The organism is Prescottella soli, assembly GCF_040024445.1.
Taxonomy (GTDB): domain Bacteria; phylum Actinomycetota; class Actinomycetes; order Mycobacteriales; family Mycobacteriaceae; genus Prescottella; species Prescottella soli.
This window is the reverse complement of record NZ_CP157276.1, coordinates 1,153,512-1,178,043: the sequence shown is the minus strand read 5'-3', so window position 1 is coordinate 1,178,043 and position 24,532 is coordinate 1,153,512. Positions and strand designations below refer to the sequence as shown.

Annotated in this window: 23 protein-coding genes; 17 read left to right on the top strand and 6 right to left on the bottom strand. The window is 68.8% G+C overall.

Going from position 1 to position 24,532, the window contains the following annotated elements:
- The first annotated feature begins 11 nt into the window (after positions 1-11).
- The gene (locus tag ABI214_RS05475) at positions 12-500 is read left to right on the top strand and encodes a MarR family winged helix-turn-helix transcriptional regulator (protein WP_348606954.1); all 489 of its coding nucleotides are present in this window, start codon (positions 12-14) and stop codon (positions 498-500) included.
- A gap of 27 nt (positions 501-527) precedes the next feature.
- On the opposite strand, the gene ABI214_RS05470 is transcribed toward ABI214_RS05475, so the two are convergent.
- Complete coding sequence (locus ABI214_RS05470; RefSeq protein WP_348606951.1) at positions 528-845, bottom strand: hypothetical protein; 318 nt, start codon at positions 843-845, stop codon at positions 528-530.
- A 90-nt stretch (positions 846-935) separates the two neighbouring features.
- Between ABI214_RS05470 and ABI214_RS05465 the strand changes: the two genes are divergently transcribed.
- The 3 genes from ABI214_RS05465 (at position 936) to ABI214_RS05455 (ending at position 5,364) form a co-directional block, all read left to right on the top strand.
- Positions 936-3,743 (top strand): DEAD/DEAH box helicase, encoded by a 2,808-nt coding sequence (locus tag ABI214_RS05465; protein ID WP_348606948.1) that lies wholly within the window; start codon positions 936-938, stop codon positions 3,741-3,743.
- Positions 3,740-4,543: an SWIM zinc finger family protein gene (locus ABI214_RS05460; protein WP_348606945.1), complete on the top strand. Its 804-nt coding sequence runs from the start codon at positions 3,740-3,742 to the stop codon at positions 4,541-4,543. Before ABI214_RS05465 ends, ABI214_RS05460 begins: the two co-directional genes overlap by 4 nt.
- A gap of 323 nt (positions 4,544-4,866) precedes the next feature.
- Complete coding sequence (locus ABI214_RS05455; RefSeq protein WP_348606942.1) at positions 4,867-5,364, top strand: SRPBCC family protein; 498 nt, start codon at positions 4,867-4,869, stop codon at positions 5,362-5,364.
- A gap of 5 nt (positions 5,365-5,369) precedes the next feature.
- On the opposite strand, the gene ABI214_RS05450 is transcribed toward ABI214_RS05455, so the two are convergent.
- Both ABI214_RS05450 and ABI214_RS05445 read right to left on the bottom strand, forming a co-directional pair.
- Positions 5,370-5,699 (bottom strand): DUF1330 domain-containing protein, encoded by a 330-nt coding sequence (locus ABI214_RS05450; RefSeq protein WP_348606939.1) that lies wholly within the window; start codon positions 5,697-5,699, stop codon positions 5,370-5,372.
- Between the two features lie 31 nt (positions 5,700-5,730).
- Positions 5,731-6,096, bottom strand: coding sequence for a nuclear transport factor 2 family protein (locus tag ABI214_RS05445; RefSeq protein ID WP_348606936.1), 366 nt, complete (start codon positions 6,094-6,096; stop codon positions 5,731-5,733).
- Positions 6,097-6,223: 127 nt separating this feature from the next.
- Here ABI214_RS05445 and ABI214_RS05440 point away from each other — a divergent pair, with 127 nt between their 5' ends.
- The 3 genes from ABI214_RS05440 (at position 6,224) to ABI214_RS05430 (ending at position 9,517) form a co-directional block, all read left to right on the top strand.
- Positions 6,224-6,997, top strand: coding sequence for a helix-turn-helix domain-containing protein (locus ABI214_RS05440; protein WP_348606933.1), 774 nt, complete (start codon positions 6,224-6,226; stop codon positions 6,995-6,997).
- A gap of 75 nt (positions 6,998-7,072) precedes the next feature.
- The gene (locus ABI214_RS05435; RefSeq protein ID WP_348606930.1) at positions 7,073-8,401 is read left to right on the top strand and encodes an alpha/beta fold hydrolase; all 1,329 of its coding nucleotides are present in this window, start codon (positions 7,073-7,075) and stop codon (positions 8,399-8,401) included.
- Between the two features lie 123 nt (positions 8,402-8,524).
- On the top strand, positions 8,525-9,517 hold the full coding sequence (locus ABI214_RS05430; RefSeq protein ID WP_348606927.1) for a linear amide C-N hydrolase: 993 nt from the start codon (positions 8,525-8,527) through the stop codon (positions 9,515-9,517).
- A gap of 63 nt (positions 9,518-9,580) precedes the next feature.
- Here the strand turns inward: ABI214_RS05430 and ABI214_RS05425 are convergent, their stop codons facing one another.
- Positions 9,581-11,257 carry a sulfatase-like hydrolase/transferase gene (locus tag ABI214_RS05425; RefSeq protein ID WP_348606924.1) on the bottom strand — a complete coding sequence of 559 codons (1,677 nt, stop codon included), beginning with the start codon at positions 11,255-11,257 and terminating at the stop codon, positions 9,581-9,583.
- 215 nt (positions 11,258-11,472) lie between these two features.
- Here ABI214_RS05425 and ABI214_RS05420 point away from each other — a divergent pair, with 215 nt between their 5' ends.
- From ABI214_RS05420 to ABI214_RS05395, 6 genes are all read left to right on the top strand, one after another.
- Positions 11,473-12,981, top strand: coding sequence for a CoA-acylating methylmalonate-semialdehyde dehydrogenase (locus ABI214_RS05420; RefSeq protein WP_348606921.1), 1,509 nt, complete (start codon positions 11,473-11,475; stop codon positions 12,979-12,981).
- A gap of 96 nt (positions 12,982-13,077) precedes the next feature.
- Positions 13,078-14,223 (top strand): acyl-CoA dehydrogenase family protein, encoded by a 1,146-nt coding sequence (locus ABI214_RS05415; RefSeq protein WP_348606918.1) that lies wholly within the window; start codon positions 13,078-13,080, stop codon positions 14,221-14,223.
- Positions 14,224-14,269: 46 nt separating this feature from the next.
- The gene (locus tag ABI214_RS05410; protein WP_348606915.1) at positions 14,270-15,418 is read left to right on the top strand and encodes an acyl-CoA dehydrogenase family protein; all 1,149 of its coding nucleotides are present in this window, start codon (positions 14,270-14,272) and stop codon (positions 15,416-15,418) included.
- Complete coding sequence (locus ABI214_RS05405; protein ID WP_348606913.1) at positions 15,415-16,482, top strand: enoyl-CoA hydratase/isomerase family protein; 1,068 nt, start codon at positions 15,415-15,417, stop codon at positions 16,480-16,482. The genes ABI214_RS05410 and ABI214_RS05405 overlap by 4 nt, the downstream gene beginning before the upstream one ends.
- Positions 16,479-17,390 carry a 3-hydroxyisobutyrate dehydrogenase gene (mmsB, locus tag ABI214_RS05400; RefSeq protein ID WP_348606911.1) on the top strand — a complete coding sequence of 304 codons (912 nt, stop codon included), beginning with the start codon at positions 16,479-16,481 and terminating at the stop codon, positions 17,388-17,390. The genes ABI214_RS05405 and mmsB overlap by 4 nt, the downstream gene beginning before the upstream one ends.
- Complete coding sequence (locus tag ABI214_RS05395) at positions 17,387-18,163, top strand: enoyl-CoA hydratase (RefSeq protein ID WP_348606909.1); 777 nt, start codon at positions 17,387-17,389, stop codon at positions 18,161-18,163. The genes mmsB and ABI214_RS05395 overlap by 4 nt, the downstream gene beginning before the upstream one ends.
- A 71-nt stretch (positions 18,164-18,234) precedes the next feature.
- On the opposite strand, the gene ABI214_RS05390 is transcribed toward ABI214_RS05395, so the two are convergent.
- Together ABI214_RS05390 and ABI214_RS05385 are read right to left on the bottom strand one after the other, a co-directional pair.
- The gene (locus ABI214_RS05390) at positions 18,235-18,771 is read right to left on the bottom strand and encodes a MarR family winged helix-turn-helix transcriptional regulator (protein ID WP_348606906.1); all 537 of its coding nucleotides are present in this window, start codon (positions 18,769-18,771) and stop codon (positions 18,235-18,237) included.
- Between the two features lie 52 nt (positions 18,772-18,823).
- Entirely contained in the window at positions 18,824-20,083 is a 1,260-nt protein-coding gene (locus ABI214_RS05385; RefSeq protein ID WP_348606903.1) for a multidrug effflux MFS transporter, read from the bottom strand.
- Positions 20,084-20,612: 529 nt separating this feature from the next.
- On the opposite strand from ABI214_RS05385, the gene ABI214_RS05380 reads away from it, so the two are divergent.
- From ABI214_RS05380 to ABI214_RS05365, 4 genes are read left to right on the top strand one after another with little or no spacing between them, the layout of a single operon-like run.
- Complete coding sequence (locus tag ABI214_RS05380; RefSeq protein ID WP_348606900.1) at positions 20,613-21,560, top strand: 3-oxoacyl-ACP synthase III family protein; 948 nt, start codon at positions 20,613-20,615, stop codon at positions 21,558-21,560.
- Between the two features lies 1 nt (position 21,561).
- Positions 21,562-22,311 carry an SDR family oxidoreductase gene (locus tag ABI214_RS05375; RefSeq protein WP_348606897.1) on the top strand — a complete coding sequence of 250 codons (750 nt, stop codon included), beginning with the start codon at positions 21,562-21,564 and terminating at the stop codon, positions 22,309-22,311.
- Positions 22,311-23,372: a phosphotransferase family protein gene (locus tag ABI214_RS05370; RefSeq protein ID WP_348606894.1), complete on the top strand. Its 1,062-nt coding sequence runs from the start codon at positions 22,311-22,313 to the stop codon at positions 23,370-23,372. Before ABI214_RS05375 ends, ABI214_RS05370 begins: the two co-directional genes overlap by 1 nt.
- Positions 23,365-24,528 carry a CaiB/BaiF CoA transferase family protein gene (locus ABI214_RS05365; RefSeq protein ID WP_348606891.1) on the top strand — a complete coding sequence of 388 codons (1,164 nt, stop codon included), beginning with the start codon at positions 23,365-23,367 and terminating at the stop codon, positions 24,526-24,528. The genes ABI214_RS05370 and ABI214_RS05365 overlap by 8 nt, the downstream gene beginning before the upstream one ends.
- The last annotated feature ends 4 nt before the right edge of the window (positions 24,529-24,532 follow it).

The following is a 24,532-nucleotide window of genomic DNA, read 5'->3' as shown; positions in this document are numbered from 1 at the left end:
AGCGTTGTGTGGTGCCCGACCCCACGCAAAAGCCTCGACACCCCCTCGCCACGCCTCCCGTGAGCTTCCTGCTCTCCCAAGTGGGAGCCTTCGCCGCGGCACGCTTCGCGGAGCGATTGGAGGCTCTTTCCGTGCAGCCCAGCGATGTCGGGATCCTGAGACTCATCGCCACCGAGCCGGGTCTCAGCCAGCAGGCTCTCGCGGACAGGCTGGGCGTCGCCCCGAGCCGCGTCGTCGTTCTGATCGACGGACTGGAGAAGAAGGGCCTGGTCGCTCGTGAGCGGAGCACGCGCGACCGGCGAATCTACGAACTTCAACTCACCGACGAAGGGCACGCGGTCATGGGTCGGATGCGCCATGTCGGTGCCGCCCATGAAGCCGACATGGCGAAAGCGCTCACCGCGAAAGAACGAGACACCCTCGCGAGCCTGCTGAACAAGATCGCGGCGAGCCACGAGCTCACACCCAACGTGCATCCCGGGTACCGCGCGGGAGGTTGATCCCGCCGATGTATTGGACGGTGCCGGTCAGGAGTGTGGGAACTTCGCCGCGTGGATCGTGCCGGCGTCGACACCGTCGTGGCCGATGAGCCACGAGCCGCCGTTCTGCCGGCATTCGGCGATCTTGCCGAAGATGCTCAGGAGGAAGTAGATCGCCTGCTCCGGCGACCCGGTGGTGGCCAGCCGGTGCGATTCGCCGTGTTTGGTGACGTCGAGCCACACCCCGGCCTGACCGTCGAGGCGCATCGCGACGATGTGATCGGCGTCGACGAACGCGACCTTGCGCTGCTGCCACGGCGTGTTGGGCGAGTACACCTGTTCGAAGACTTGAATCATGATCGGCATGACCGCCTCCAGACTTCCGTCTGGGCCCAGTATGGCCTGGTGGCGGGGCGAACTCCAGGCATGTCGGCGGGGCCTGGTTGGATGGATCGCATGCTGCACGGGCTCTGGTCGCCGGGCGCGGGCCTCTTGCTGTGGCGAGGCCCGGAGTCCGAGCTGCCCGATCTGCCCGAGCCGCTCGGCCGGGTGCTGCGGCGCCGTTTCCGTCGCCACCACACCGTGCAGGTCCCCGGACCGGTCGGGGTGCAGTCGCAGCGGGTGCCGGTTCTGGCGCTCGCGCCCGCCGAGGCGGCCGACGTCCTGCTCGCCGTCCCGGACGACGCCCCGCACGTCTCGGGCGATCTGCGGTACCTGGCGCACGTGGCGCGCGGTGTCGAACGGTGGGCGCGTGCCGGCCGCGTCGTGCCCGAGCTGTACAGGGCGGAGGGGCACTGGTGGCCGCGGTGGCGGCTGCTGGGCGGTGAACGTCAGCGGGCGTGGCTGGCCGAGTTGTCGGCGGCGATGCCGCCCGTGCAGCGGTTCGAGGGCGGCCCCCGCGAGATCCTCGACGACTTCGTCGCCGAACTGACCGACGCGGTGGTCCGGGAGCTGCTCGGCGACCGGGACTCGGAGCATCCGCTGCTGCGGGCGCTGCTCCGCGGCGAACCGTACGAGGGCGGCAACCATCGGATGGCCAGCGGTCTCGACGCGTGGCGCGAGAGCCTCACGGCCGACGAGCCCGAGTTGGTGCTGCGGCTGCTCGAACCCGAACTCGGGGAGGGCGACGAGTCCGACCTCGCCGACGACGCACTGTGGCGCCTGCAGGTGTGCCTGCGACCCGAGGGTGAGGCGCCCGCGCCGATCCGGTTGCACCGCACGGAATCCCGGTTGCTCGAGATCGCGGTCCGGAAGTTGGGTGCCGCAGTCGCGGCGTACCCGCGGCTGCGCGACCTGCCCACCGATCCGGACAGCCTCGATCTGCTGCTCCCGACCGCGGTGGTCACCGACCTGGTGCTGCACGGGGCCCGGGCGCTCGAGCACGCCGGGATCGCCTTGCTGCTGCCGCGTGCGTGGGCGGCCGCATCGCCGTCGCTGCGGGTGAAGGTGTCCTCGCCACCGGTGCCGGCCGCCGCCGAGGACCGCGCCGTCGGCATGAACGAGATCGTCGGGTACGACTGGGAACTCGCACTCGGCGACATCGTCCTCACCCCGGACGAGCTGACACGGCTCGCGGACACCCAGAGCGACCTGGTGCGGTTGCGTGGGCAGTGGGTGCAGGCCGACGCCACCGTGCTCGCGCAGGCGGCCCGCTATGTGACGCAGCGTAATTCCGCGAACGAGGGGACGCTCGGAGGCCTGCTGGGGCAGCTGACGGAGGCGGAACGGCCGCCCGTCCCGGTCGACGAGGTCAACGCCACCGGCTGGGTCGGCACGCTGCTCGACGGCACCCTCGAGCCGTCGCCGGTACCGACGCCGCCCGGTCTGCGGGCAGAGCTGCGGCACTACCAGCAGCGGGGTCTGGACTGGCTGGCGTTCATGAGCGAGACGGGACTCGGCGCCGTCCTCGCCGACGACATGGGCCTCGGCAAGACGTTGCAACTGCTGGCGCTGCTCGCGCACGAGCGATCCGACAAGCCGACGCTGTTGGTGTCCCCGATGTCGGTGGTCGGAAACTGGCAGCGCGAGGCCGCCAGGTTCGTGCCCGGCCTGCGCGTCCACGTCCACCACGGAGCCGATCGCAGCCGCGGCGAGGACCTGGCGACCGCGGTCCGATCCAGCGACCTGTTCATCACGACCTACTCGCTGCTCGCGCGCGACGCCGCCGCGCTGGGGGAGCAGACGTGGCGCCGGGTGGTGCTGGACGAGGCGCAGCACATCAAGAACTCCGCGACCGCGCAGGCCCGCGCCGCGCGCAGCATCCCGGCCGAACACCGCATCGCCCTCACGGGCACACCGGTGGAGAACCGGCTCGACGAGCTGCGGTCGATCCTCGACTTCGCCAACCGTGGAATGCTCGGCAGTCCACAGGCTTTCCGCGCCCGGTTCGCGGTACCGATCGAGCGGGAGCAGGACGAGGCCGCGGTGACGCGACTGCGAGCGGTGACGTCACCGTTCATCCTGCGTCGGGTCAAGACCGACCCCTCCGTCATCTCCGATCTGCCGGAGAAGCAGGAGATGACGGTGCGGGCCAACCTGACGGTCGAGCAGGCCGCGCTGTACCGGGCCGTGGTCGACGACATGCTGAAGAAGATCAAGGACACCGAGGGCATGCAGCGCAAGGGCGCGGTGCTCTCGGCGCTCACCCGGCTCAAGCAGGTGTGCAACCATCCCGCGCATTTCCTCGGCGACGCGTCCGGGGTGCTGCGCCGCGGGCGGCACCGGTCCGGCAAGCTCGGCCTGGTCGAGGACATCCTCGATTCGGTGACCGCCGACGGGGAACGGGCGCTGCTGTTCACACAGTTCCGGGAGTTCGGCGACCTGGTGGAGCCGTACCTGGCCGAGCGGTTCGGGGTGGACGTGCCCTTCCTGCACGGTGGCGTCCCCAAGGCGCGACGCGACCGGATGGTCGAGCGGTTCCAGAGCGACGACGGCCCGCCGATCATGCTGCTCTCCCTCAAGGCCGGCGGTACCGGCCTGAACCTCACCGCTGCCAATCACGTTGTGCACCTGGACCGGTGGTGGAACCCGGCGGTCGAGAACCAGGCGACGGATCGTGCGTTCCGGATCGGGCAGCGGCGTGACGTCCAGGTGCGCAAACTGGTGTGCGTCGGGACGCTCGAGGAGCGCATCGACGCGATGATCTCGAACAAGCAGGAACTCGCGGACCTCGCGATCGGAACCGGCGAGAAGTGGATCACCGAGATGAGTGCGGACCAACTGCACGACCTGTTGATCCTCGGCGACGAGGCGGTGGGCGAATGAGTCCACAACGGGGTCGTCCGGACTTCAGCGCCTTCGGCAAGCGCCGCCCCGTGGTCGGCGGCGTCGAATCCGCGTCCAAGCGGGGCGCGTTCGCGCGCGGCTGGTGGGGGCGCGCGCTGATCGAAGCGCTCGAACGCGTCGGCGACACCGGTCGACTCAGCCGGGGCCGCACCTACGCCCGCGGCGGGCAGGTGATCGCGCTCGACATCGCAGCCGGTCGTGTCACCGGCGAGGTGCAGGGCAGCCAGATCGCGCCGTTCACCGCGGTCCTGACGCTGAGCACCCTCGACGAGGAGCACACCGCCGAACTGGTCGACACGATCCGGTCGACACCGGGTACGCTCGCCGCGCTCGCCGCCGGGTCGGTGCCGCAGGAACTGGCGCCGATGCTGCTGCCCGACGGCGGACGCGAGCTCGACTTCGACTGCACGTGCCCCGATCCCGGGTGGCCCTGCAAGCACGTCGCCGCCGTCGCGTACCTGCTGGCCGAGCGTGTCGACCGCGACCCGACCACGATGCTCACGGTGCGCGGACTCCACCTCGACACGCTGATGCGGGCCGTCGGCGGCGAGGACGAGGAAACCGGCCCCGACGCCGATCACGACCACTTCGGCGACGACGTGCGGTACGCGCAACTGCCGGAGATCGAATTTGCTTCGGCCCCGGATGATCTCGATGCGACGCTGCTGCGCAAGGTGTTGCGCGCGGGAGTCGAGGAGGAGGCCGACGTGGCCGCGGCGCTGCGTGACCTCGACGAGTGTTACCGCGCGCTGGGGAGCGGGTTCCGGCGTCGGCGTTAACGTTCGGACCGTCTGGTCGGATAGATGGGACATGAACCGGACCAGAGCTACAGCAGTCGTCGCATTAGTGGGTGTGTTGTTGTTCGTGGGCGGCGGTGTCGCGAGCGCGACCCCGCCTCCGCCGGACCCGTTTGCGGATTGGCCGGAGGCGCTGCGCCCACTCGGTATGGCGTCCCTAGAAGGTCTCGCCTTTCTGATGAACCTCTTCGGCAGTGTTTCGCAGTTGCTGATCTTCGGTTCGTGACCGCGTGGGGTGACGCAGCGTGCCGGAGCATCGGCGTTGCGTCACCTCCGAACCGCGAACCCGAAACTGAAGGAGCCTCATGCGTCTGCGCGACACCCCCACCGTCGAGGTCGTCGAACGTCTGTCGTGCAGTCCCGAGCAGGCGTGGGCGCTGGTCACCGACATCGAACTGCCCACCCGTGCCGACGGCGAACTGCAGCGGGTCGAGTGGCTCGACGGGGCAACGGGTGTCGCCCTCGGCGCCCGGTTCCGCGGATACAACGCCAACCCGCAGATGGGGGAGTGGCAGACCGAATCCGAGGTCGTGGAGGTCGAGGCCGGTCGACGTTGGGTGTGGTGCGTGGGCTCGGTCGAAGCGCCCCTGGCTGTCTGGGGCTTCGAGGTCGAATCCGACGGCGACGGCTCCATCGTTCGGCAGTGGGCCAAGGTGGGCACCGGACGATCCCCGCTCTCCGATTTCATCGACAAGCACCCGGACAAGGAGGGTGCGATCGTGGCCCGCCGGTTGAGCGTGTGGCGTGACGGCATGGCGGCCAACCTCGCGATGCTCGCGCAGTTGGCCGCCGCGCCCGTCTGACGAACCTACGACGCCCGCACGATCACGTCCGTCGCGCGGTGCGGATGGGTGACCTCGTCGACGATGATGGCCGTGCCATCGGAGTTCTCGGTGCGCAGACCGACGATGTCCTGATACGCGGGGGAGTGGTACCACTCCAATGCCAAACTCCGGCTGGGGAACTCGATCACGACGAGGTCGCCCTCCCAGTCTCCTTCCAGGACAGTCGTCTCGGATCCGTGGACGACGAAGCGGCCGTCGAACGGCGCGAGGGTGGCGTCGATCCGCTCGAGATACTCGACGACGTCGGCGCCGAAGTCGACGGACCGCAGGTGGGCTATTGCGAATGCGGACATGATTCCTCCGGGTTGTCGTTGGTGGGAGAGGTCAGGCTGTGGGGACCTTGTCGAGGAATCCGAGTACCAGGCGCACCTGCCCGGCCGGGTCCCGTTCGAGGACGTCGAAACCGATCACGAGGGGTTCGGCGCCGGCCGGACCGAGCGCCCACGTGAACCGGGCCTGGTCGTGGTGGGCGTCGATGTCGCCGACGAGTTCGAAGCGCATGCCGTCGAACTGTTGCTGCACCGACCCGATGAGGGCGCTCACCGCGTCGGGCCCCTCGGCGCTGCCGATCGGGTCGACGTAACGTCCGTTCCCGGCCCACAGCTCCGTGACTCGTGCGTTGCGCTTGTCGGCGTCCGTCTCGTTCCAGGCATCCAGGTAGCGCTGGATCAATGAATCGAAGTCGCTCATGGTGAATCCCTTTCGGTCCCGGCCGCTCGCCGCGGCCTGTGTGGACGACACTGCTCGGTTGCGGGTCTGCGGTCGATTACCTCGGAGGTAATGGGGCTTGCTACCGAGACCGCCTAGGGTCGACCGCATGACGCGGTCACAGGAGACGGTGGGCGAGCTGATCCGGCAGTGGCGTGGCCAGCGCCGGATGACCCAACTCGACCTGGCCAACCGGGCCGAGGTGTCGGCGCGGCACGTGAGTTTCCTCGAGACCGGTCGCGCACAACCGACCCGGTCGATGCTGCTCCGTCTCGGTGAGCACCTCGACATCCCGCTGCGAGGCCGCAACGCGCTGCTGCTCGCGGCGGGCTTCGCTCCGGCGTACCCGGAGCACGTGTTGTCGGATGTGCCGATGGCCGTCGTCGCCGACGCGATCGCCTCCATCCTCGCCGCGCACGCCCCGATGCCGGCGGTGGTGGTGGACCGGCACTGGAACCTCGTCGACGCGAACGACGCGGTGGCGCTCTTGACCGACGGTGCCGCCGGCTGGCTGCTCGAGCCGCCCGCCAACGTCCTGCGGCTCAGCCTGCACCCGGAGGGGATGGCGCCGCGCATCACCAACCTCGCGCAGTGGCGGGCCCACGTGTTGCACCGACTCGACCACCAGGCCGACGTCACCGGCGACCCCGAGCTGCGCCGGCTCCGCGCCGAACTCGCGGACTATCCCGGTGGAGTGGCCCCCGCCGAACCCGGGCCGGCGCTCGTCGTCCCGCTGCGCATTCGCGCGGGGGACCGTGAGCTGGCGTTCCTGAGCACGACCACCGTCTTCGGGACACCCCTCGACGTCGCGGTCTCCGAGCTCGCGATCGAATCGTTCTTCCCTGCCGACCTCGCCACATCGGAGTACCTGACGTCGCGGTGAGGCGGCGCCGACCAGCGCGGTTTCGGTGAGCCTCTACCGTGGAGCCCGGCGTGTGATCGGCACAGGAGGAATCGCGTGAGGCTTCGTCGGGCGACGGTACTGCTCAGCGCTGCCGCGTTGGGTGCTGTGTCCGTGTCCGGCTGCGGCAGCCCGAGCGGTGGCGGCCCCGCCACGGTGGCGTGGGGGCCCTGCTCGGACCTCGCGGCCTACGTCACCGATCTCGGCATCGAGCCGGGCGTCGTCGACCGCCTGCAGTGCGCGTCGGTGGACGTCCCGCTCGACTACGCCCACCCCGACGGCCGCACGGTCGAGCTCGCGCTGAGCCGCGTGGTCGGCACGGATCCGACGGCGCCGACGACGTTCGTCAATCCCGGCGGCCCGGGCGTGGAGGGTCGCAGCATGGCGGCGACCGTGGCATCGGATCTCGGGCTCGGCGGCACCGTCGTCGGTATCGATCTGCGTGGGATCGGGTCCTCGACCAGCGTCACCTGCACCGAGCCCGACGCCCCCGACTTGCGCGACGACGCGACCCTGACGACCTACACCGATGCGATCGCCGACGCCAACCGGGACTGCATCGACGCCGACCCCGACTTCGTCGCGAGCCTGACCACCGCGAACGCGGCCCGCGACCTCGACCGGGTGCGGCAGGCGCTCGGGCTCGACACCGTCGACTTCCTCGGTGTCTCGTGGGGCACGGTCCTCGGTGCCGAGCTGCAATCCCGGTTCCCCGGCCATCTGCACCGAGTGGTGCTCGACAGCATGGACTACACGGGCACCTCGACGGAGGAGGCGCTGCGCGCCCTCGCTGCGGCCGATCCGGACGTCCCGCCGGAGGTCGTGCCCGAGCCCGCCGACCTCGGACCGGTCGGCGTCGGAGGCCCGGCGCCCGACGATCCCGAGATCCCGCCGGGTACTCCTCCGGCGCCCGACGACAACGACGCCCCGGTCGACCCGGCCACGTCGGACTTCCTCGACCGCGCGGTCAACGGGGCCGCCGGCGTCGCGTACATCTGCAACAGCCTCGACCCGGTCGGCGACACCGCCGATCAGCTGGCTGCACACCGGGCGCTCAACGCTGATATCGCACGAAACCCACAGCGGCGCATCGAGTTCCCCGCCGACTCCGATGTTCCCGGCATCAGCCTGTGTAGCGGTTGGCCCCTGCCGGCGGAGCCGACAGCGGTCGCGAACACCGGCACCGACCTGCTGATCATCGGCCACCGCGTCGAGAACGTCACCCCGTACGGGTGGGCCCTCGATGCGCAGGCGGCCATCGGTGGCCGGTTGCTCACGATCGAGGATGGCGTCCACGGCTCCACCGTGGGTTCGTCGTGCGGCGGTTTGGTCACCGAATTCCTCGCGTCCGGTGACCTGAGTGAGAGCGACTGCACCCCAAGCTGATTACGCGACACGTCGACAGTTCTCCGGGCCGCCTCGGCGCCCGAATCGCTGCTAGCATTTTGTCCGGTTCACCTCCATGCCTCGTTGACAGATCTGCTCTCTCGACCACGAAAGGTGGAGCGAATGTGCACTAGGGTGATGTGGCCGGATGCCGCGGGATCGGTGCTCGTCGGCCGCAACATGGACTACCACCGAGACACCGGGACGAATCTCTGGTCCCTGCCTCGGGGAATCGAGCGGAACGACGGCGTCGGCGGATCGCTCCGCTGGACCTCGAAGTACGGAAGTGTCGTGGCCGGTGCCTTCGACATGATGTCCGTCGACGGGATCAACGAGGCCGGCCTGTCCGGCCACGTTCTCTGGCTGACCGAATCCGAGTACGGAACATTCGACAAGTCGCGGCCCGCGCTCAGCATGGCGATCTGGCTGCAGTACTTCCTCGACAACTTCGCGACGGTCGCCGATGCCGTCGCATGGATCGACGAGACCAAGGTTCAGGTTGTGCCACTGGGGGATCCGGCGACGGGTGAGGTTCCCGCGGTGCATCTGGCGCTCGACGATGCGACCGGCGACTCGGCGATCGTCGAGTACGTCGACGGCGGTGTCGCGAGTGTCTGGCACGACCGCAGCTACCGCGTGATGACCAACTCGCCCACCTACGACAAGCAGATCGAGATGCTCCAGGAGGTCGCGGGTTTCGGCGGTGACAAGCCGCTTCCGGGCACCACGCAGGCGTCCGACCGGTTCGCGCGCGCCGCGCACTACGTCGGGCACCTGCCCGAGCCGAAGACCCGGGTGGAGGCCGTCGCGGGGATGTTCAGCGTCATCCGCAATGCCGCCCAGCCGTTCCGCGTGCCCGAGCCGGGCAAGCCGTACTCGTCGCAGACGATCTGGCAGACGGTGGCCGACCTGACCAACAGGCAGTTCGTCTTCTCGTCGACCACGCGACCCAACGTCGTCTGGGTGAACCTCGCCGAACTGGACTTCGGTGAGGGCGCCTCCGCCCGCAAGCTCGACCTGATCGGTGACACCGCACTCGAAGGCGGACTCGGCGGCAACGTCACGGGCCGATTCACCGACACCGCTCCGATGCAGTTCCTGGAACTGGTGCACTGATCCGACGGGTCCGGTTCCCGGTGAGGCGGCCACCGCGTGATCGTGGTGGCCGCCCGCGCGTCGTCACGAACCGACGAGCGGAAGGGGTGCGAGTCCGCGCTGGGGTGTGGTGCCGCACCTGTTCATGACCTCGAACAGGGTCGCGTGCATCCGGGCCGCCTGGACCGGATCGAAGTAGCCGATGTTCAGCGGGTCGGCGCGGTTGTGCAGTTCCAGCGGGTCGGTCTGCAGGTCGTACATCTCGTACTGCGGTGGCGTGACACCGGCCGGGTCGAAGTACGCCGAGTACTTCCACCGGTGGTCGCGGATGGTGCGCATGTGGTTGGGCTGCGTGACGATGTTCTGCCCGTCCGGGGTGGCGCAGTTCTGGTCGTCGTAGGTGAAGTGCACGACGTCCTGCACCTCGGCACTGGGCGCGCTCGGGTTCGCGGCGGCATCGGTGACGATCGGCATCAGATCCACACCCTTGAAGTCCCACGCGGACCGGTCCGGAACGTGCGCCAGTGCTGCGAGGGTGGGCATGACGTCGATCAGCGATGCGAGCGCTCCGGTGTGCACCGGCTGCGGGAACATCACCGGGTTGCTGATCACCATCGGCACCCGCAGCGTCTCCTCGTACGCGTTGAACACCTTCTGGCGCAGCCCCCCGTGCGACATACCCATCTCCCCGTGGTCGGACATCCGGATCACGACCGTCGAATCACGCATCCCGGGACGGGATTCGAGGGCGTCGAGCACCGCGCCGATGTGCTCGTCGACCACCCTGTGCATGTACGCGTAGAAGTTCACGTAGTTGCGGGCCGACTCCTGGCCGGGCAGCGGGCCGAGTCCGGCGGCGAGCAGTACCTGCGACTGGATCTGAGCGGTGGGCTTGAAGTTCAGCGCCAGGGACTCGTCGTAGGTCGGGGGGAGGTCTATGCCCTGCTCGAAGATGCCGGGGGCGTCGGAGCCGTAGTTGTCGCACGTGCCGTTGATCGCGTCCCACGTCTGCGGGTACGCGAGGACGTCGTGCGGGTTGACGAACGAGACGATCAGCGCGAACGGGCGGTCGTCGTTCGGGTCGAGGCCGCGGAGGAAGCCGACGGCCTCGGACGCGTAGCGGCCGTCGAGGTCGGCGCAGCCACCGCCGAAGTGGTCGGGGTTGGTGTCCTGGCCGCCCTCCGGTGGAATCCAGCCCTGAAACCCGTACGCGGCGACCTCCGCGCTGGAGGGATCGCCGCCGTCGGCGCCCTTGCTCATGTGCCACTTGCCCCGGTAATGCACGTTGTACCCGGCGGAGTCGAGCAGCCTGGCCATGTTCTGGATGTCCAGCGGCAGGGTCGGCTCGGTGGGCGAGACGGTGCTGCCCTCGGTGAGCGTCGCGGTGACACCGTGCTGGGCGGGGTAGAGCCCGGTGAAGAACGTGCTGCGACTGGGGGAGCACATGGCCGCGTTGCAGAACGCGTTGTCGAACGACAGTCCGGTGTCGGCGAGGCGCTTGCGATTGGGCAGGTTCTGTTCGGGCCAGCCTCCGGGCCAGAACATCGGTAGGCGTTCCTGGTCGGTGATCACGACGACGATGTTGGGGCGGTGGGGCAGCTCGCCGGGCTGACCCGCGCGCGCGGGTCGCGGTGACGCGGTCGCGTGGGTGGTCGCGCCCGCCATGCCCGCGACGAGCAGGGCGCCGGCGCCGCCGAGGAAGGTCCGACGCGAGAACGGTTGATCGAGGGTGTCGAGACTCGGTTCGCTCAGGGAGTCCATCGGCTGATCTCCGTCCGGGAAGCGATCGCTGAATCCAGGCGCTGGGATCGCCATTGTGTCCGAGGAATCCGCCCTCTACCTGCGGTTCGGGCAATTGTCGGGATCAAACCCTGGACTTACATGGACTTCCAACTATAGGATGAGCGAAGAATGTCGGAGGTGACGCACGTCTCCTTCGCGTCTCCGTGACGACCAGCAAAGGACGGGTTCGGACAATGAGCGTTCGAGAGCTCTCTCATTTCATCGGCGGCAAGCGCATCCCCGGGGCATCGGGCCGATTCGCCGACGTCTTCGACCCCAACACGGGGCAGGTGCAGGCCCGTGTTCCGCTCGCCGATCAGTCGGAGACGGAGGCCGTGATCGCGAACGCTGTCGAGGCGCAGCGCGAGTGGGCGGCGTGGAATCCGCAGCGCCGCGCCCGTGTCCTGATGCGTTTCCTGCAGCTGATCCAGGAGGAGATGGATCCGCTCGCGCGCCTGCTGTCCTCGGAGCACGGCAAGACGATCCCGGATGCGAAGGGTGACATCCAGCGCGGCCTCGAGGTGGTCGAGTTCGCCACCGGCATCCCGCACTTGCTCAAGGGCGAGTACACGGAGTCCGCCGGCACCGGCATCGACGTGTACTCGATGCGTCAGCCGCTCGGCGTGGTCGCCGGCATCACCCCGTTCAACTTCCCCGCGATGATTCCGCTGTGGAAGGCCGCGCCGGCGCTCGCGTGCGGCAACGCGTTCATTCTCAAGCCGTCCGAGCGAGACCCGTCGGTGCCGCTGCGGATCGCGGAGCTGTTCCTCGAGGCCGGGCTGCCGCCGGGCGTGTTCAACGTCGTCAACGGCGACAAGGGCGCCGTGGACGTGCTGTTGACCGATCCGCGAGTCAAGGCCCTCGGCTTCGTCGGCTCCACCCCGATCGCGCAGTACATCTACGAGACCGCGGCCGCGCACGGCAAGCGGGCGCAGTGCTTCGGCGGCGCGAAGAACCACGCGATCGTGATGCCCGACGCCGACCTGGACCAGGTCGCCGACGCGCTCGTCGGTGCCGGCTACGGCTCCGCGGGCGAGCGCTGCATGGCGATCTCCGTCGCGGTGCCGGTCGGTGAGGAGACCGCGGACGCGCTCGTCGCGAAGCTCACCGAGCGGGTCGGCAAGCTCCGCATCGGCCGCTCCGACGACGAGACCGCCGACTTCGGTCCGCTCGTCGGCGCCGACGCCCTCGCCCGGGTGAACAACTACGTGCAGATCGGTGTCGACGAGGGCGCCGAGCTCGTCGTCGACGGCCGCGGCTTCGCGCTCGACGGCCACGAGGACGGATTCTTCGCCGGCGCAACGCTGTTCGACCGCGTCACGCCGGACATGCGGATCTACAAGGAGGAGATCTTCGGTCCCGTCCTGCAGGTGGTGCGCGCGCACGACTACGAGGAGGCGTTGCGCCTGCCGTCCGAGCACGAGTACGGCAACGGCGTCGCGATCTTCACCCGTGACGGCGACACCGCCCGCGACTTCTGCGCCCGCGTCGACACCGGCATGGTCGGCGTCAACGTCCCGATCCCGGTCCCGATCGCCTACCACACGTTCGGTGGCTGGAAGCGCTCCGGATTCGGCGACCTCAACCAGCACGGTCCGGACTCGATCCGCTTCTACACCAAGACCAAGACGGTGACGCAGCGTTGGCCGTCGGGCAAGAAGGAAGAGGCGTCGAACCACTTCGTCATCCCGACGATGGACTGAGACGGCGCCGGTCGATGAGACCGGTGTCGGGCCAACCACTTCGGGTGCATCAAGTGCCCCGAGAACCCACGGACGACCGATTCGAGGACTTCGACAGTGAAAAAGTACGTACCGACCTGGCACGACGACGAGGTCAGGGCGCTCTCCGAACTTGCGGTCGGATTCTTCGAACGCGAGGTCGTCGCCAACAACGAGAAGTGGGAGGCGCAGCGCCGCATCGATCGCGACGTGTGGCTGACGGCAGGAGAGCTGGGACTGCTCTGCTGCTCGATCCCCGAGGAATACGGTGGCGGCGGCGGAACATTCGCGCACGATCTCGCAGTGTTCGAGGCACAGGGCTACTCGGGTGACCTGGCGTTCGGGATTTCCGTGCACAGCGGAATCGTCGCGCACTACATCAACGAGTACGGCACCGAGGAGCAGAAGCGGACCTGGCTTCCCGGCATGGCGTCTGGGGAGATCCTCGGCGCCATCGGGATGACCGAACCGGGAGCCGGGTCCGACCTCAAGGCCATCCGGACGACCGCAGTCAGGGACGGCGACCACTACGTGGTCAACGGTTCGAAGACGTTCATCACCAACGGTTCCTCCGCCGACGTGATCGTCCTGGCAGTCAAGACCGATCCCAAGGCCGGCGCCAGGGGAGTGTCGTTGTTGATCGTCGACCTGCGGGGCTGCCCCGGGTTCACGGTGGGGAGGGTGCTCGACAAGGTCGGGCAGCACTCCGCGGACACCTCCGAGCTGTCCTTCGTCGATGTGAGGGTTCCCGTCTCGAACCTGTTGGGTGAGGAGGGGCAAGGGTTCGGTCAGCTCATCGCCCAACTCGTCCAGGAGCGGTTGATCATCGCGGCCCAGGCGTCGGGTGCGATGAACCGGGCCGTGGAGGAGACCGTCGCCTACGTCAAATCCCGACAGGCGTTCGGCCACAGCCTGTTCGAGTTCCAGAACACGGCGTTCGAACTCGCCGAGTGTCAGACGATCGCTCGGACGTGCGAGGTGTTCCTCGACCACTGCATCCAGGAACACCTGCGGGGCGACCTCGACGCGGCGGAGGCGGCCATGGCGAAGTACTGGCTCACCGACAAACAGTGCGAGGTCGTCGACCGCTGCGTGCAGTTGCACGGTGGTTACGGGTACATGCGCGAGTACCTCGTTGCCCGCATGTACGAGGACGCGCGGGTGCAGAAGATCTACGCAGGTGCCAACGAGGTCATGAAGGGGATCATTGCGAAATCCCTGTGACGACGGCGATTACCGGCATCACGACGATGGACTAGGAGCTAAGGCCATGTTCAGACTTTCCGACGACGAGCGCGCGATCAGCGACACCGCGCGCGACTTCGCCGCGGAATTCCTGGCGCCCCACGCAATCGAGTGGGACCAGACCAAGCACTTCCCGGTGGACGTGCTGCGCAAGGCCGGTGCGCTCGGCATGGGCGGCATCTACATTCGTGAGGACGTGGGCGGCTCGGGGCTGACCCGGCTCGACGGCGTCCGGATCTTCGAGCAGCTCGCCACGGGCTGCCCGTCGATCGCGGCGTACATCTCGATCCACAACATGGTCACGTGGATGATCGACGAGTTCGGTGACGACGAGCAGCGTCGGCGCTGGGTGCCCGGACTCGCCTCGATGGAGCAGCTGGGCAGCTACTGCCTCACCGAGCCCGGTGCCGGCTCCGACGCGGCGGCCCTGTCCACCAAGGCCGTTCGCGACGGCGACGACTACCTGCTGACCGGCGTCAAGCAGTTCATCTCCGGCGCGGGCACCTCGGACGTGTACGTCGTCATGGCGCGGACGGGCGACGCCGGCGCGCGGGGCATCTCGGCGTTCATCGTGCCGAAGGACTCGCCGGGACTGTCGTTCGGTGCCAACGAGAAGAAGATGGGCTGGAACGCCCAGCCGACCCGGCAGGTGATCCTCGACGAGGTGCGGGTGCCGGCGGCGAACCTACTCGGCGGCGAGGGCGAGGGCTTCCGCATCGCGATGAAGGGCCTCAACGGCGGGCGGCTCAACATCGCCGCCTGCTCGGTGGGCGGCGCGCAGGCCGCGCTGGACAAGGCCGTCGGCTACCTCGGCGAGCGGAAGGCGTTCGGTTCGGCGCTGATCGAGTCGCAGGCGCTGCAGTTCCGGCTCGCCGACATGCGCATCGAACTCGAGGCCGCGCGGACCCTGCTGTGGCGGGCCGCGGACGCGCTCGACGCGGACACCGCCGACAAGGTGGAGTTGTGCGCGATGGCGAAGCGCTTCGCGACCGACATCGGTTTCACGGTCGCGAACGAGGCGTTGCAGTTGCACGGCGGCTACGGCTATCTGGCGGAATACGGATTGGAGAAGATCGTGCGAGACCTGCGGGTGCACCAGATTCTCGAGGGCACCAACGAGATCATGCGGATCGTCGTTGCGCGCTCGGTGGTCGGTTCGGTGGGTGCGGCGTGAGCGAACCTGAAGTCATCGTCGAGCGGGTCGGCGGCCTCGGCCGCATTACCCTCAACCGGCCCAAGGCCATCAACGCCCTCAACCACGCGATGGTGCAGACGATGGCCCCGGCGCTTCTCGAGTGGGCCGACGACGAGTCCGTGCGTGCCGTCCTGCTCACCGGCGCCGGTGAACGCGGGCTGTGCGCGGGCGGCGACATCGTCTCGATCTACCACGACGCCCGCGAGGGCGGCAACGGGTCCAAGGACTTCTGGCGCGACGAGTACGTTCTCAACGCCGCGATCGCCCGGTACGGCAAGCCGTACGTCGCGATCATGGACGGCATCGTGATGGGCGGTGGGGTCGGCGTCTCGGCGCACGGCAACGTCCGCATCGTCACCGAACGGTCGACCATCGGAATGCCGGAGGTGGGCATCGGTTTCGTGCCCGACGTCGGCGGCACCTACCTGCTGTCGCGGGCGCCGGGTGAACTCGGCACCCACATCGCGCTGACGACGGCGCGGTTGAGTGCGGGCGACGCGATCGTGAGCGGCTTCGCCGACCACTTCGTCCCGTCCGACCGGCTCGCGGAGTTCGAGCAGGCGCTCGCGACCGGAACCGTCGAAGACGCGATCGCGCGGTTCGCACAGCCCGCCCCGGCATCGGAACTGGCCGCGCAGCGCGGCTGGATCGATGCCGCGTACGCGGCCGACACCGTCGAGGAGATCGTCGCGAATCTGCGATCGAGTGGTGTTCCCGAGGCGGCCGCGGCCGCCGAGCAGATCCTCGCGAAGTCCCCGACCGCCGCGAAGGTCACGTTGCGGGCGTTGCGGCAGGCACGCGAACTCGACACGCTCGAGGCGGTGCTCGATCAGGAGTACCGGGTGTCGTTGGCGTGCCTGGGATCCCGCGATCTCGTGGAGGGCATCCGCGCGCAGGTGGTAGAGAAGGACCGTAACCCCGCATGGTCGCCGTCGACCCTCGAGGCGGTCACCGACGAACACGTGGATCGATTCTTCGAGTCGCTCGGCGAAGCCGAACTCGGTTTGGCCGCAGCACTCGTGAGTGGGGAGGAAGTGCGATGAGCACAAGCGACATCACCGTCGGATTCGTCGGACTCGGCCACATGGGTGGACCGATGGCGGCGAACCTGGCCAAGGCCGGATACGTCGTGCGGGGCTTCGACCTCGCGCCGGCCGCGCTCGAGCAGGCTGAACGCGACGGCATCACGGTCGTGGGATCCGCCACCGAGGCCGCCACCGAGGCCGACGTCGTGATCACGATGCTGCCCAGCGGCAAGCACGTGATCGGTCTGTACGAGGGTGGGCTGCTGGCCGCTGCGCGCCAGGGCACGCTGTTCGTCGACTGCTCGACGATCGACGTCGCCGATGCCCGCGCCGCGCACGAACTGGTCGAGCAGGCCGGTCACCGGGGCGTGGATGCGCCGGTGTCGGGTGGCGTCATGGGCGCGGCGGCGGGCACGCTCGCGTTCATGGTCGGCGGCGACGACGCGGACTTCGAGGCGGCGCATCCGCTGCTCGAGGTGATGGGCCGCAAGGTCGTGCACTGCGGCGGCCCCGGCGTCGGGCAGGCCGCGAAGATCTGCAACAACATGATCCTCGGAGTCTCGATGATCGCGATCAGCGAGGCGTTCGTGCTCGGCGAGAAGCTGGGGCTGAGCAACCAGGCGCTGTTCGACGTCGCGTCGAACGCGTCGGGCCAGTGTTGGGCGCTCACCACCAACTGTCCGGTGCCCGGTCCGGTCCCGGCCAGCCCCGCCAACAACGACTACCAGCCGGGCTTCGCTGCCGCGCTCATGGACAAGGACCTCGGGCTGGCTGCGAACGCGTTGCGCGCCAACGGCGTCGACGCCGAACTCGGTATGCGGGCCGCGGAGCTGTACCGGAGGTTCCACGAAACCGGGCACGGCGGCGAGGACTTCTCGGCGATCATCAGGGACATCAGGGACAGGTCGAACGGAGAGACTCGATGACGGACTACCAGACCATTCAGATCGGACGAACCGGTCGCGTGGGCATGATCACGCTCAACCGGCCGGAGGCGCTCAACGCGCTCAACGCCCAGCTGATGTCGGAGGTCGTCGCGGCCGTCGACGAGTTCGAGAAGGACCGGGGCATCGGTTCGATTCTCATCACCGGCTCGGAGCGCGCGTTCGCGGCCGGCGCCGACATCAAGGAGATGCAGAGCAAGTCCTTCATGGACATGTACCTCGACGACTGGTTCTCGGCGTGGGACCGTCTGGCGGCGGCGCGCAAGCCGATCGTCGCGGCCGTGGCCGGCTACGCGCTCGGCGGCGGATGCGAGCTGGCGATGATGTGCGACGTGCTGATCGCCGCCGACTCGGCCAAGTTCGGCCAGCCCGAGATCAAGCTCGGCGTGCTGCCCGGCATCGGCGGCTCGCAGCGCCTGACCCGCGCAATCGGCAAGGCCAAGGCGATGGACCTGTGCCTCACCGGCCGCACGATGGACGCCGAGGAGGCCGAGCGCGCCGGACTGGTCGCTCGCATCGTCCCGGCCATCGACCTGCTCGACGAGGCCATCGCGACCGCATCGAAGATCGCCGACATGTCCCTGCCGATCGCGATGATGGTCAAGGAGTCGGTCAACCGGGCATTCGAGTCGACGCTGTCCGAGGGCGTGCGATTCGAGCGGCGCGTGTTCCACTCTGCGTTCGCGACCGAAGACCAGAAGGAAGGCATGGCCGCGTTCACCGAGAAGCGCGACCCCAACTTCGGGCACCACTAGGCGTACGGCGCAAGACACTTCGGCCCCGCATCGAATCGATCGATGCGGGGCCGACGTCTGTCACGGACGTGTCAGTGCCACTTGCCGGGCTTCTCCCCGGTATCGAAATCGCCTGCGCGGTAGCGCAGTTCGGCGAGGATCCGGACGAGGGAGTCGAGCCGGTCGGGGGCCAGCCCCGGCTCCGCGAACACCTTGGCGTTCAGTTCCTCGGTGGCGCGCAACGACAACTCCCGACCCTCGGCGGTGATCTCGACGAGCGTCGCGCGGCGATCGGTCGGATGCGGGACGCGGCGCACCAGCCCCGCGGTCTCGAGGCGGTCGACCGCGTTGGTCACGCTCGTCGGGTGCACCTGGAGTCGGGCGCTGGCCTTAGCCATCGGTAGCGCGCCGGTCCGGGTGAAGGTCAGCAGCGTCAGGAGTTCGTAGCGGGAGAACGTCAGCCCGAACGGCTTGAGCGTCTCCTCCACGCGCGCCATCATGATCTGCTGCGCCCGCATCACCGACGTCACCGCGGCCATCCCGTCGGCCACCGCACCCCAGCCGTGCTGCGTCCACTGGCGGTGCGCTTCCTCGATGGGGTCCAGTGGCAGCGGCGACGGTGACGGCATGCTCCGATCATCCCACGCTGACGGCGTCGGTTCGTGCACCGGGCGTGCGGGTTCATGTACGCGGCGGTCGGTCTGATATTCGCGCGCTCACGAGCATCGTCGCCAGCGCGATCGCGAGGCACACGGTCATGCTCGACACCAGTGCGGTGCTGGTGTTGCCGAGCAGACCGACCAGTGGCGCCACGACCGCACCTACGGCGTACTGCATCGAACCCAGCAGGGCGGCCGCGGTGCCGGCGGCCTCGCCGTGACGGGACAGTGCGAGCGCGGGCGCGTTGGGCAGCACGAAACAGACGGCCCCGAGCATGATCCACAGCGCGGCGACGAATCCGGCCATTCCGCCGATCGTGAAGAACGCCACGACGACCGCGACGAGGCCGAGGGCGACCGCGGCGATCAACGACGACTGCACGATCTGGCGCGGTGTCCACCGGCGCAGAAGGCGGACGTTGAGTTGCGTCGCCCCGATCATGGAGAACGCGCCGGCGCTGAAGACCAGAGCGAACTGCTGCTGGTCGAGGTCGAACTGGTCCTGGTACACGAAGGACGCACCCGAGACGTACACGAAGAGCGACGCCATCACGACGCTCGCGACGAGCGTGAGTGCGACGAAAGTGCGGTCACGCAGGAGCATTCCGTAGGTGCGAAGCACCGGCCCCAGCCCGCCGGGTCGACGTCGTTCGGGCGGAAGCGTTTCCGGCAGCGCGAAGACGGCGATCAGCGCGATGACGACGCCGATCAGTGCGAGGGCGACGAAGATCCCGCGCCAGTCCACGGCCACCAGCAGGGCGCCACCGATACTCGGCGCGAGCACGGGTGCGACGCCGAGGACGAGCATCAGTCGTGAGATGACCACCGCGACCGCGCTGTCGGAGTAGAGGTCTCGAACCATCGCCATCGTGACCACGGCGGCCGCGGCGGCACCGACGCCCTGGAAGACGCGGAGGACACCGAGCATCGCGATGGTGGTGGCGAAGACCGCGAGCAGCGCGGCGACGATGTGCAGCGCGATCCCGGCGACGAGCGGTCTCTTGCGGCCCAGCGTGTCCGACAGTGGACCGATCACCAACTGCCCAAGCGCGAGCCCGATCAGCGTGCCGGTGATCGTCAGCTGCGCGCCGGACGACGAGGAGTCCAGTGCCGCAGCGATGTCCGGCAACGCCGGCAGATACATGTCGATCGTGAAGGGGCTCAGGGCCGTCATCGATCCGAGCGCCACGATGGTGCCCAGGCGCGGCTCCTGCACGGCGCCGGCCGCCTCGCCGACCGGGGCGTCGGAGGCGGTCGGCTGAAGGGTGTCGTCGGCTGTCATGCGCCGACGATGTCGGATGTGTTCTCCGTCATGCCAGTTCCGTCCCGCAGGACGGAATCCGGGGTGGTGCCGATCCGACCCGGTCCCGGAACGCCGAACGGGCCGGACTCGTGGAGCCCGGCCCGTTCGGCGTGTGTGGGAGAAGTCAGCTCAGGGAGCTGAGCTGCTGGATGATCGCCATGATGGTCTTGACGCTGTCGATGACGGCGCTGAGCGTGGTGAAGGAACCCATGTTTCAGTCCTCTGGGGTGAGATCGGCTAGATGTGGCCCTTGGCCACTGTCGGTAAAACTAGCAGCCGTTCGGGGGATTTGAGTGAATTGCACGAAAACGCCTGGACGTTTGTTCATGTCGGTTTCGTGCGGCCGGAACCGGACGAATGCCCGGAAATCCCTCCCTGCGTGCAGTCGTCTGGTGTAGAACAGGGCTTCGGCGCAGGTCCGGCGTCCAAGGCACGAGGGGGATCGGTGATGCAGTCCGCGCGACATCGAGGCGAGGGCTCGGCGGGGTACGGCGTTCTGGGAATGGGAATGTACATCCCACAGCGAGTGTCGACCAACGCCGAGATCGGGGCCGCGGCAGGCGTCACTGAGGAGTGGATCGTCGAGAAGACCGGTGTGCTCGAACGCCGGCGGGCCGCGATAGGGGAGAACACCGCGGACATGGCGGCCGAGGCGGGTCGACTGGCCCTGAAGGATGCGCGCGAGCGCGCGCTGACGCCGGAGGCCGCGGAGGAACCGGGGATGCTGATCGTCGCGACGTCGACACCCGATCGGCAGGTGCCGGCGCCGGTGTCGGACGTGCACGCACGCGTGGGGCTGGGACCCATGCCGGCGCTCAGCCTCGACGGTGGGTGCGCCGGATTCGCGCAGGCGATGGTGACCGCCGAGGCGTATCACCGGATGGGGCAGGCACGGACCGCGCTGGTCGTCGGATCCCACCGCATCGAGAACTTCGTGGTGCCCGCCGACCGCAAGACCACGCCGCTGTTCGGCGACGGTGCGGGCGCCTACCTCATGGGCCCGGTTCCACCCGGCTACGGCATCCTCACCAGCCATCTCGTCACCGACAGCACGTTCGTCGAGGCGCTGCGAACCCCGTATCGCACACCGGATTCGGCAGGCGTCGAACCACTGCACATGGACGGGTACGTGCTGGTGGACGTGTTCGTACGGGAAATCCCCGTACTGCTCCGGCAGTCGCTCGACGAGGTGGGGCTCACGATCGCGGACATCGACCACCTCTTCGTGCACCAGGCCAACGTCCAGATGGTGCGGACCCTCGGGCAGGTGCTCGGACTCGAGGCGGAGAAGGTGCCGACCAGCGGGCAGTGGGTCGCGAACACGGCCTCGGCGTCGTTGCCGATCAGCACCGTCATGGCCGAGCGCGAGCGGACGCTCGAACGCGGGGACATCGTCGTGATGGTCACCGCGGGTGCGGGTGTCAGCGGCGCGGTAATCGTCATGCGGTGGTACTGACATGGCGGATGCGAAGCGGACCGCGGTGGTCACCGGCGGTGCAGGCGGAATCGGGTCGGCGATCTGCGCGCGGCTGGCCGACGACGGTTTCGACGTGGTGATCGCATACCGCGCCAACGAATCCGGTGCGGAGAACACCGCCCGCAGGTGCCGGGACGCGGGTGTGGGCGCTGTGACCGTGCAGGCCGACCTGGCCGAGCCCGCCGGCGTGCGGCGGGTCGTCGACACGGCCGTCGACGGGTTCGGCCGCCTCGACGCGTTCGTTCACAACGCGGCGACCGCGGTGTTCGGTTCACTCCCCAAGCTGGCGTCGGAGCGGCACGACGAATACCTGCAGGCGTTCGCGCTCAACACTCATGCACTGCTGGTCGCTGCGGCCGAGTGCTCGAAGCGGATGGAGGACGGCGGCCGCATCGTGAACATCTCGTCGGTCTCCACCGTGCAGGGGCTGTTCGGTGGAGCCGCCTACGCGGCGAGCAAGGCTGCCGCCGAGTCGATCACGCGCACCGCAGCGACCGAGCTCGGTGGGCGCGGGATCACCTGCAACACAATCCAACTCGGCCTGGTCGACACCCCGACCGCGCGGGAGGTCACCAATCAGCAGGTGATCGACTTCTACGCCATGCAGGCGCCGGTCCGGCGCGTCGGGCAGCCGTCCGACGTCGCCGCCATGGTGAGTCATCTGCTGGGCACGGAATCCGCCTGGCTCACCGGCCAGACCATCGGACTCAACGGGGGGTACCGGTTCTGATGACGCAGTCCACGATCAGTCGAGCACTCGGCGACGCCGAGTCCGAGGACCTCTCACGCTGGCTCGCGGACCGGCTGCCGGGCGCGGGCGCGGTGACGATCGCGCCGCTCGCGCAGACCGCAGGACGCAGTCACGCGGTCTATCTGGTGGCCCGCGCCAACCAGCGGTGGGTGCTCCGTGTCGCCCCGGACCATCACGAGGCGTCGGTCGGCGGAGCCTTCGACCTGAGCCGGGAAGGGAAGATCCTGGACGCCCTGTCCGGGACCGACGTCCCGCACCCGGCCGCGGTCGTCGTCCGCGACGAGTCCGCGCCGACCCGGCGGGACTTCCTGGTCACCGAGTTCGTCGACGGGATCACGCTCGATCGGACGCTGCCGGAACCGTTCGCGAACCAGCGCGACGGCCGGGCGATCACGGAATCGATCGTCGACACACTGGCCCGGGTGAACACGGTGGACTGGCGCGCGACGACACTTGTCGACACCGCGCGCCCCGACGGCTACCTGGCGCGGCAGTTCGACAAGGCGGCGTCGATGCTCGACAAGTTCCGCACGCGCGACACCCCGACCCTGGACGAACTCCTCGACGGGCTGCGCCGGGACCAGCCCGCGAACTACCGGCTGGGGCTGATCCACGGCGACTACAGCGCCATGAACATCATGGTGGCGCGCGAGCGGGCGGAGGTGAAGGCGGTACTGGACTGGGAGACCGCGACCGTCGGCGACGCGATGATCGACATCGGGTACCTCACCGCACGCTGGGCGCGACCCGAGGAGAACCCGCTGATGGCCGCGTTCGCGCTCGGTGGCGGCGACCCGGCCGTGCACGACCTGCTGCCGTCGCGCAGCTACGTCGCGGAGCGGTACGCCGAGGCCAGCGGGCAGCCGATCGACCGGTTGCCGTTCTACCAAGGGTTGGCGATGGCGAGGCTGGCCGTGGTGCTCGAAGGCCGGGTGGCCGCCGGCCGCCGTCGGGGGAGGTCCGAGGTTGCCGAGATGTTCGCGACGATGGCGGACGGTTGTGCCGCGCACGGCCTGCGACTGGCGAATGCCGATGGCTGAGCCGCTGCTCGCCGGGGTGCGGGTGGTCGAATCGGCCAGCCTGCTCACCGGAGCGACGGTCGGGATGCTGCTGGCCGACCTCGGGGCCGACGTCGTGAAGGTCGAACCACCGCACGGCGATCTGATCCGGTGGGCACTGGGCCAGGTGACCCCCGGCTACAGTCCCGCGCACCTGCAGCTCAACCGCAACAAGCGGTCGGTGACACTCGACATGCGGGCGGTGGAGGGGTTGACCCTGTTCCGCCGGCTGATCGAGGGCGCGGCGGTGCTCGTCGACGGAAACGCCCCGGGCACGCTCGCCAAACTCGGATTGTCCGATGACGCACTGGCACAACTGAATCCGGGTCTCGTCCACTGCTCGGTCAGCGGCTACGGCGCGAGCGGCCCATACGCCGCGATTCCGACGCACGGTCTGATGATGAGTGCGCTCGTGGGGGCGAACCCGACGACGGTCACGCCCGACGGCGGGCTGCTTCCCGCCGAGTACGAGGGCGCGTCGATCAGCGGGCGGGGCGGTGATGCCGCGATCGCCGCCGGCAGTGCGGCGGCGATGCAGATCTGCGCCGCGCTGGTCCGTCGGGAACGGCACGGCGTCGGCTGCCGGATCGATGTCTCCGGCGCTGATGCGCTGCTGGCCCAGTCGATGATTCCCGTTGTCTACCAAGCAAACCTGGACAGGATCGCCGACACGACGACGTTGCCGTTGATCAGCGACGGCACCAGCGGCCCGCGGTATCGGCTGTACGCGACAGCGGATCGCCGCGCGGTGGCCTTCACGGCCCTGGAATCGAAGTTCTGGGCCCGATTCTGCAGCGCCGTGGGGAGGGAGGACCTGCTCGACGCGCGCCCCGACGACGCGAGCCTGGAGCACCCGCTCACCGAGGTCTTCGCGACGCGGACGCAGCAGCAGTGGATGGACCTCGCGATCGAGGTCGGTCTCGCGATCGGCCCGGTTCGCAGCACGCTGGGGGAGATCGCGGCCGACGAACACCTGCGGCACCGGGGCATCTTCGTCGAATCGGAACACCCGGTCGCCGGTGCGTTCACCCACGTCGGCATGCCGGGTCTGATCGACGACGCGTCCTTCGGTGTTCGATTGCATGCCCCGGGTCTGGGCGAACACAACGACCTGTTCGCGTCCGGCTGGCCCAGCTGACCGG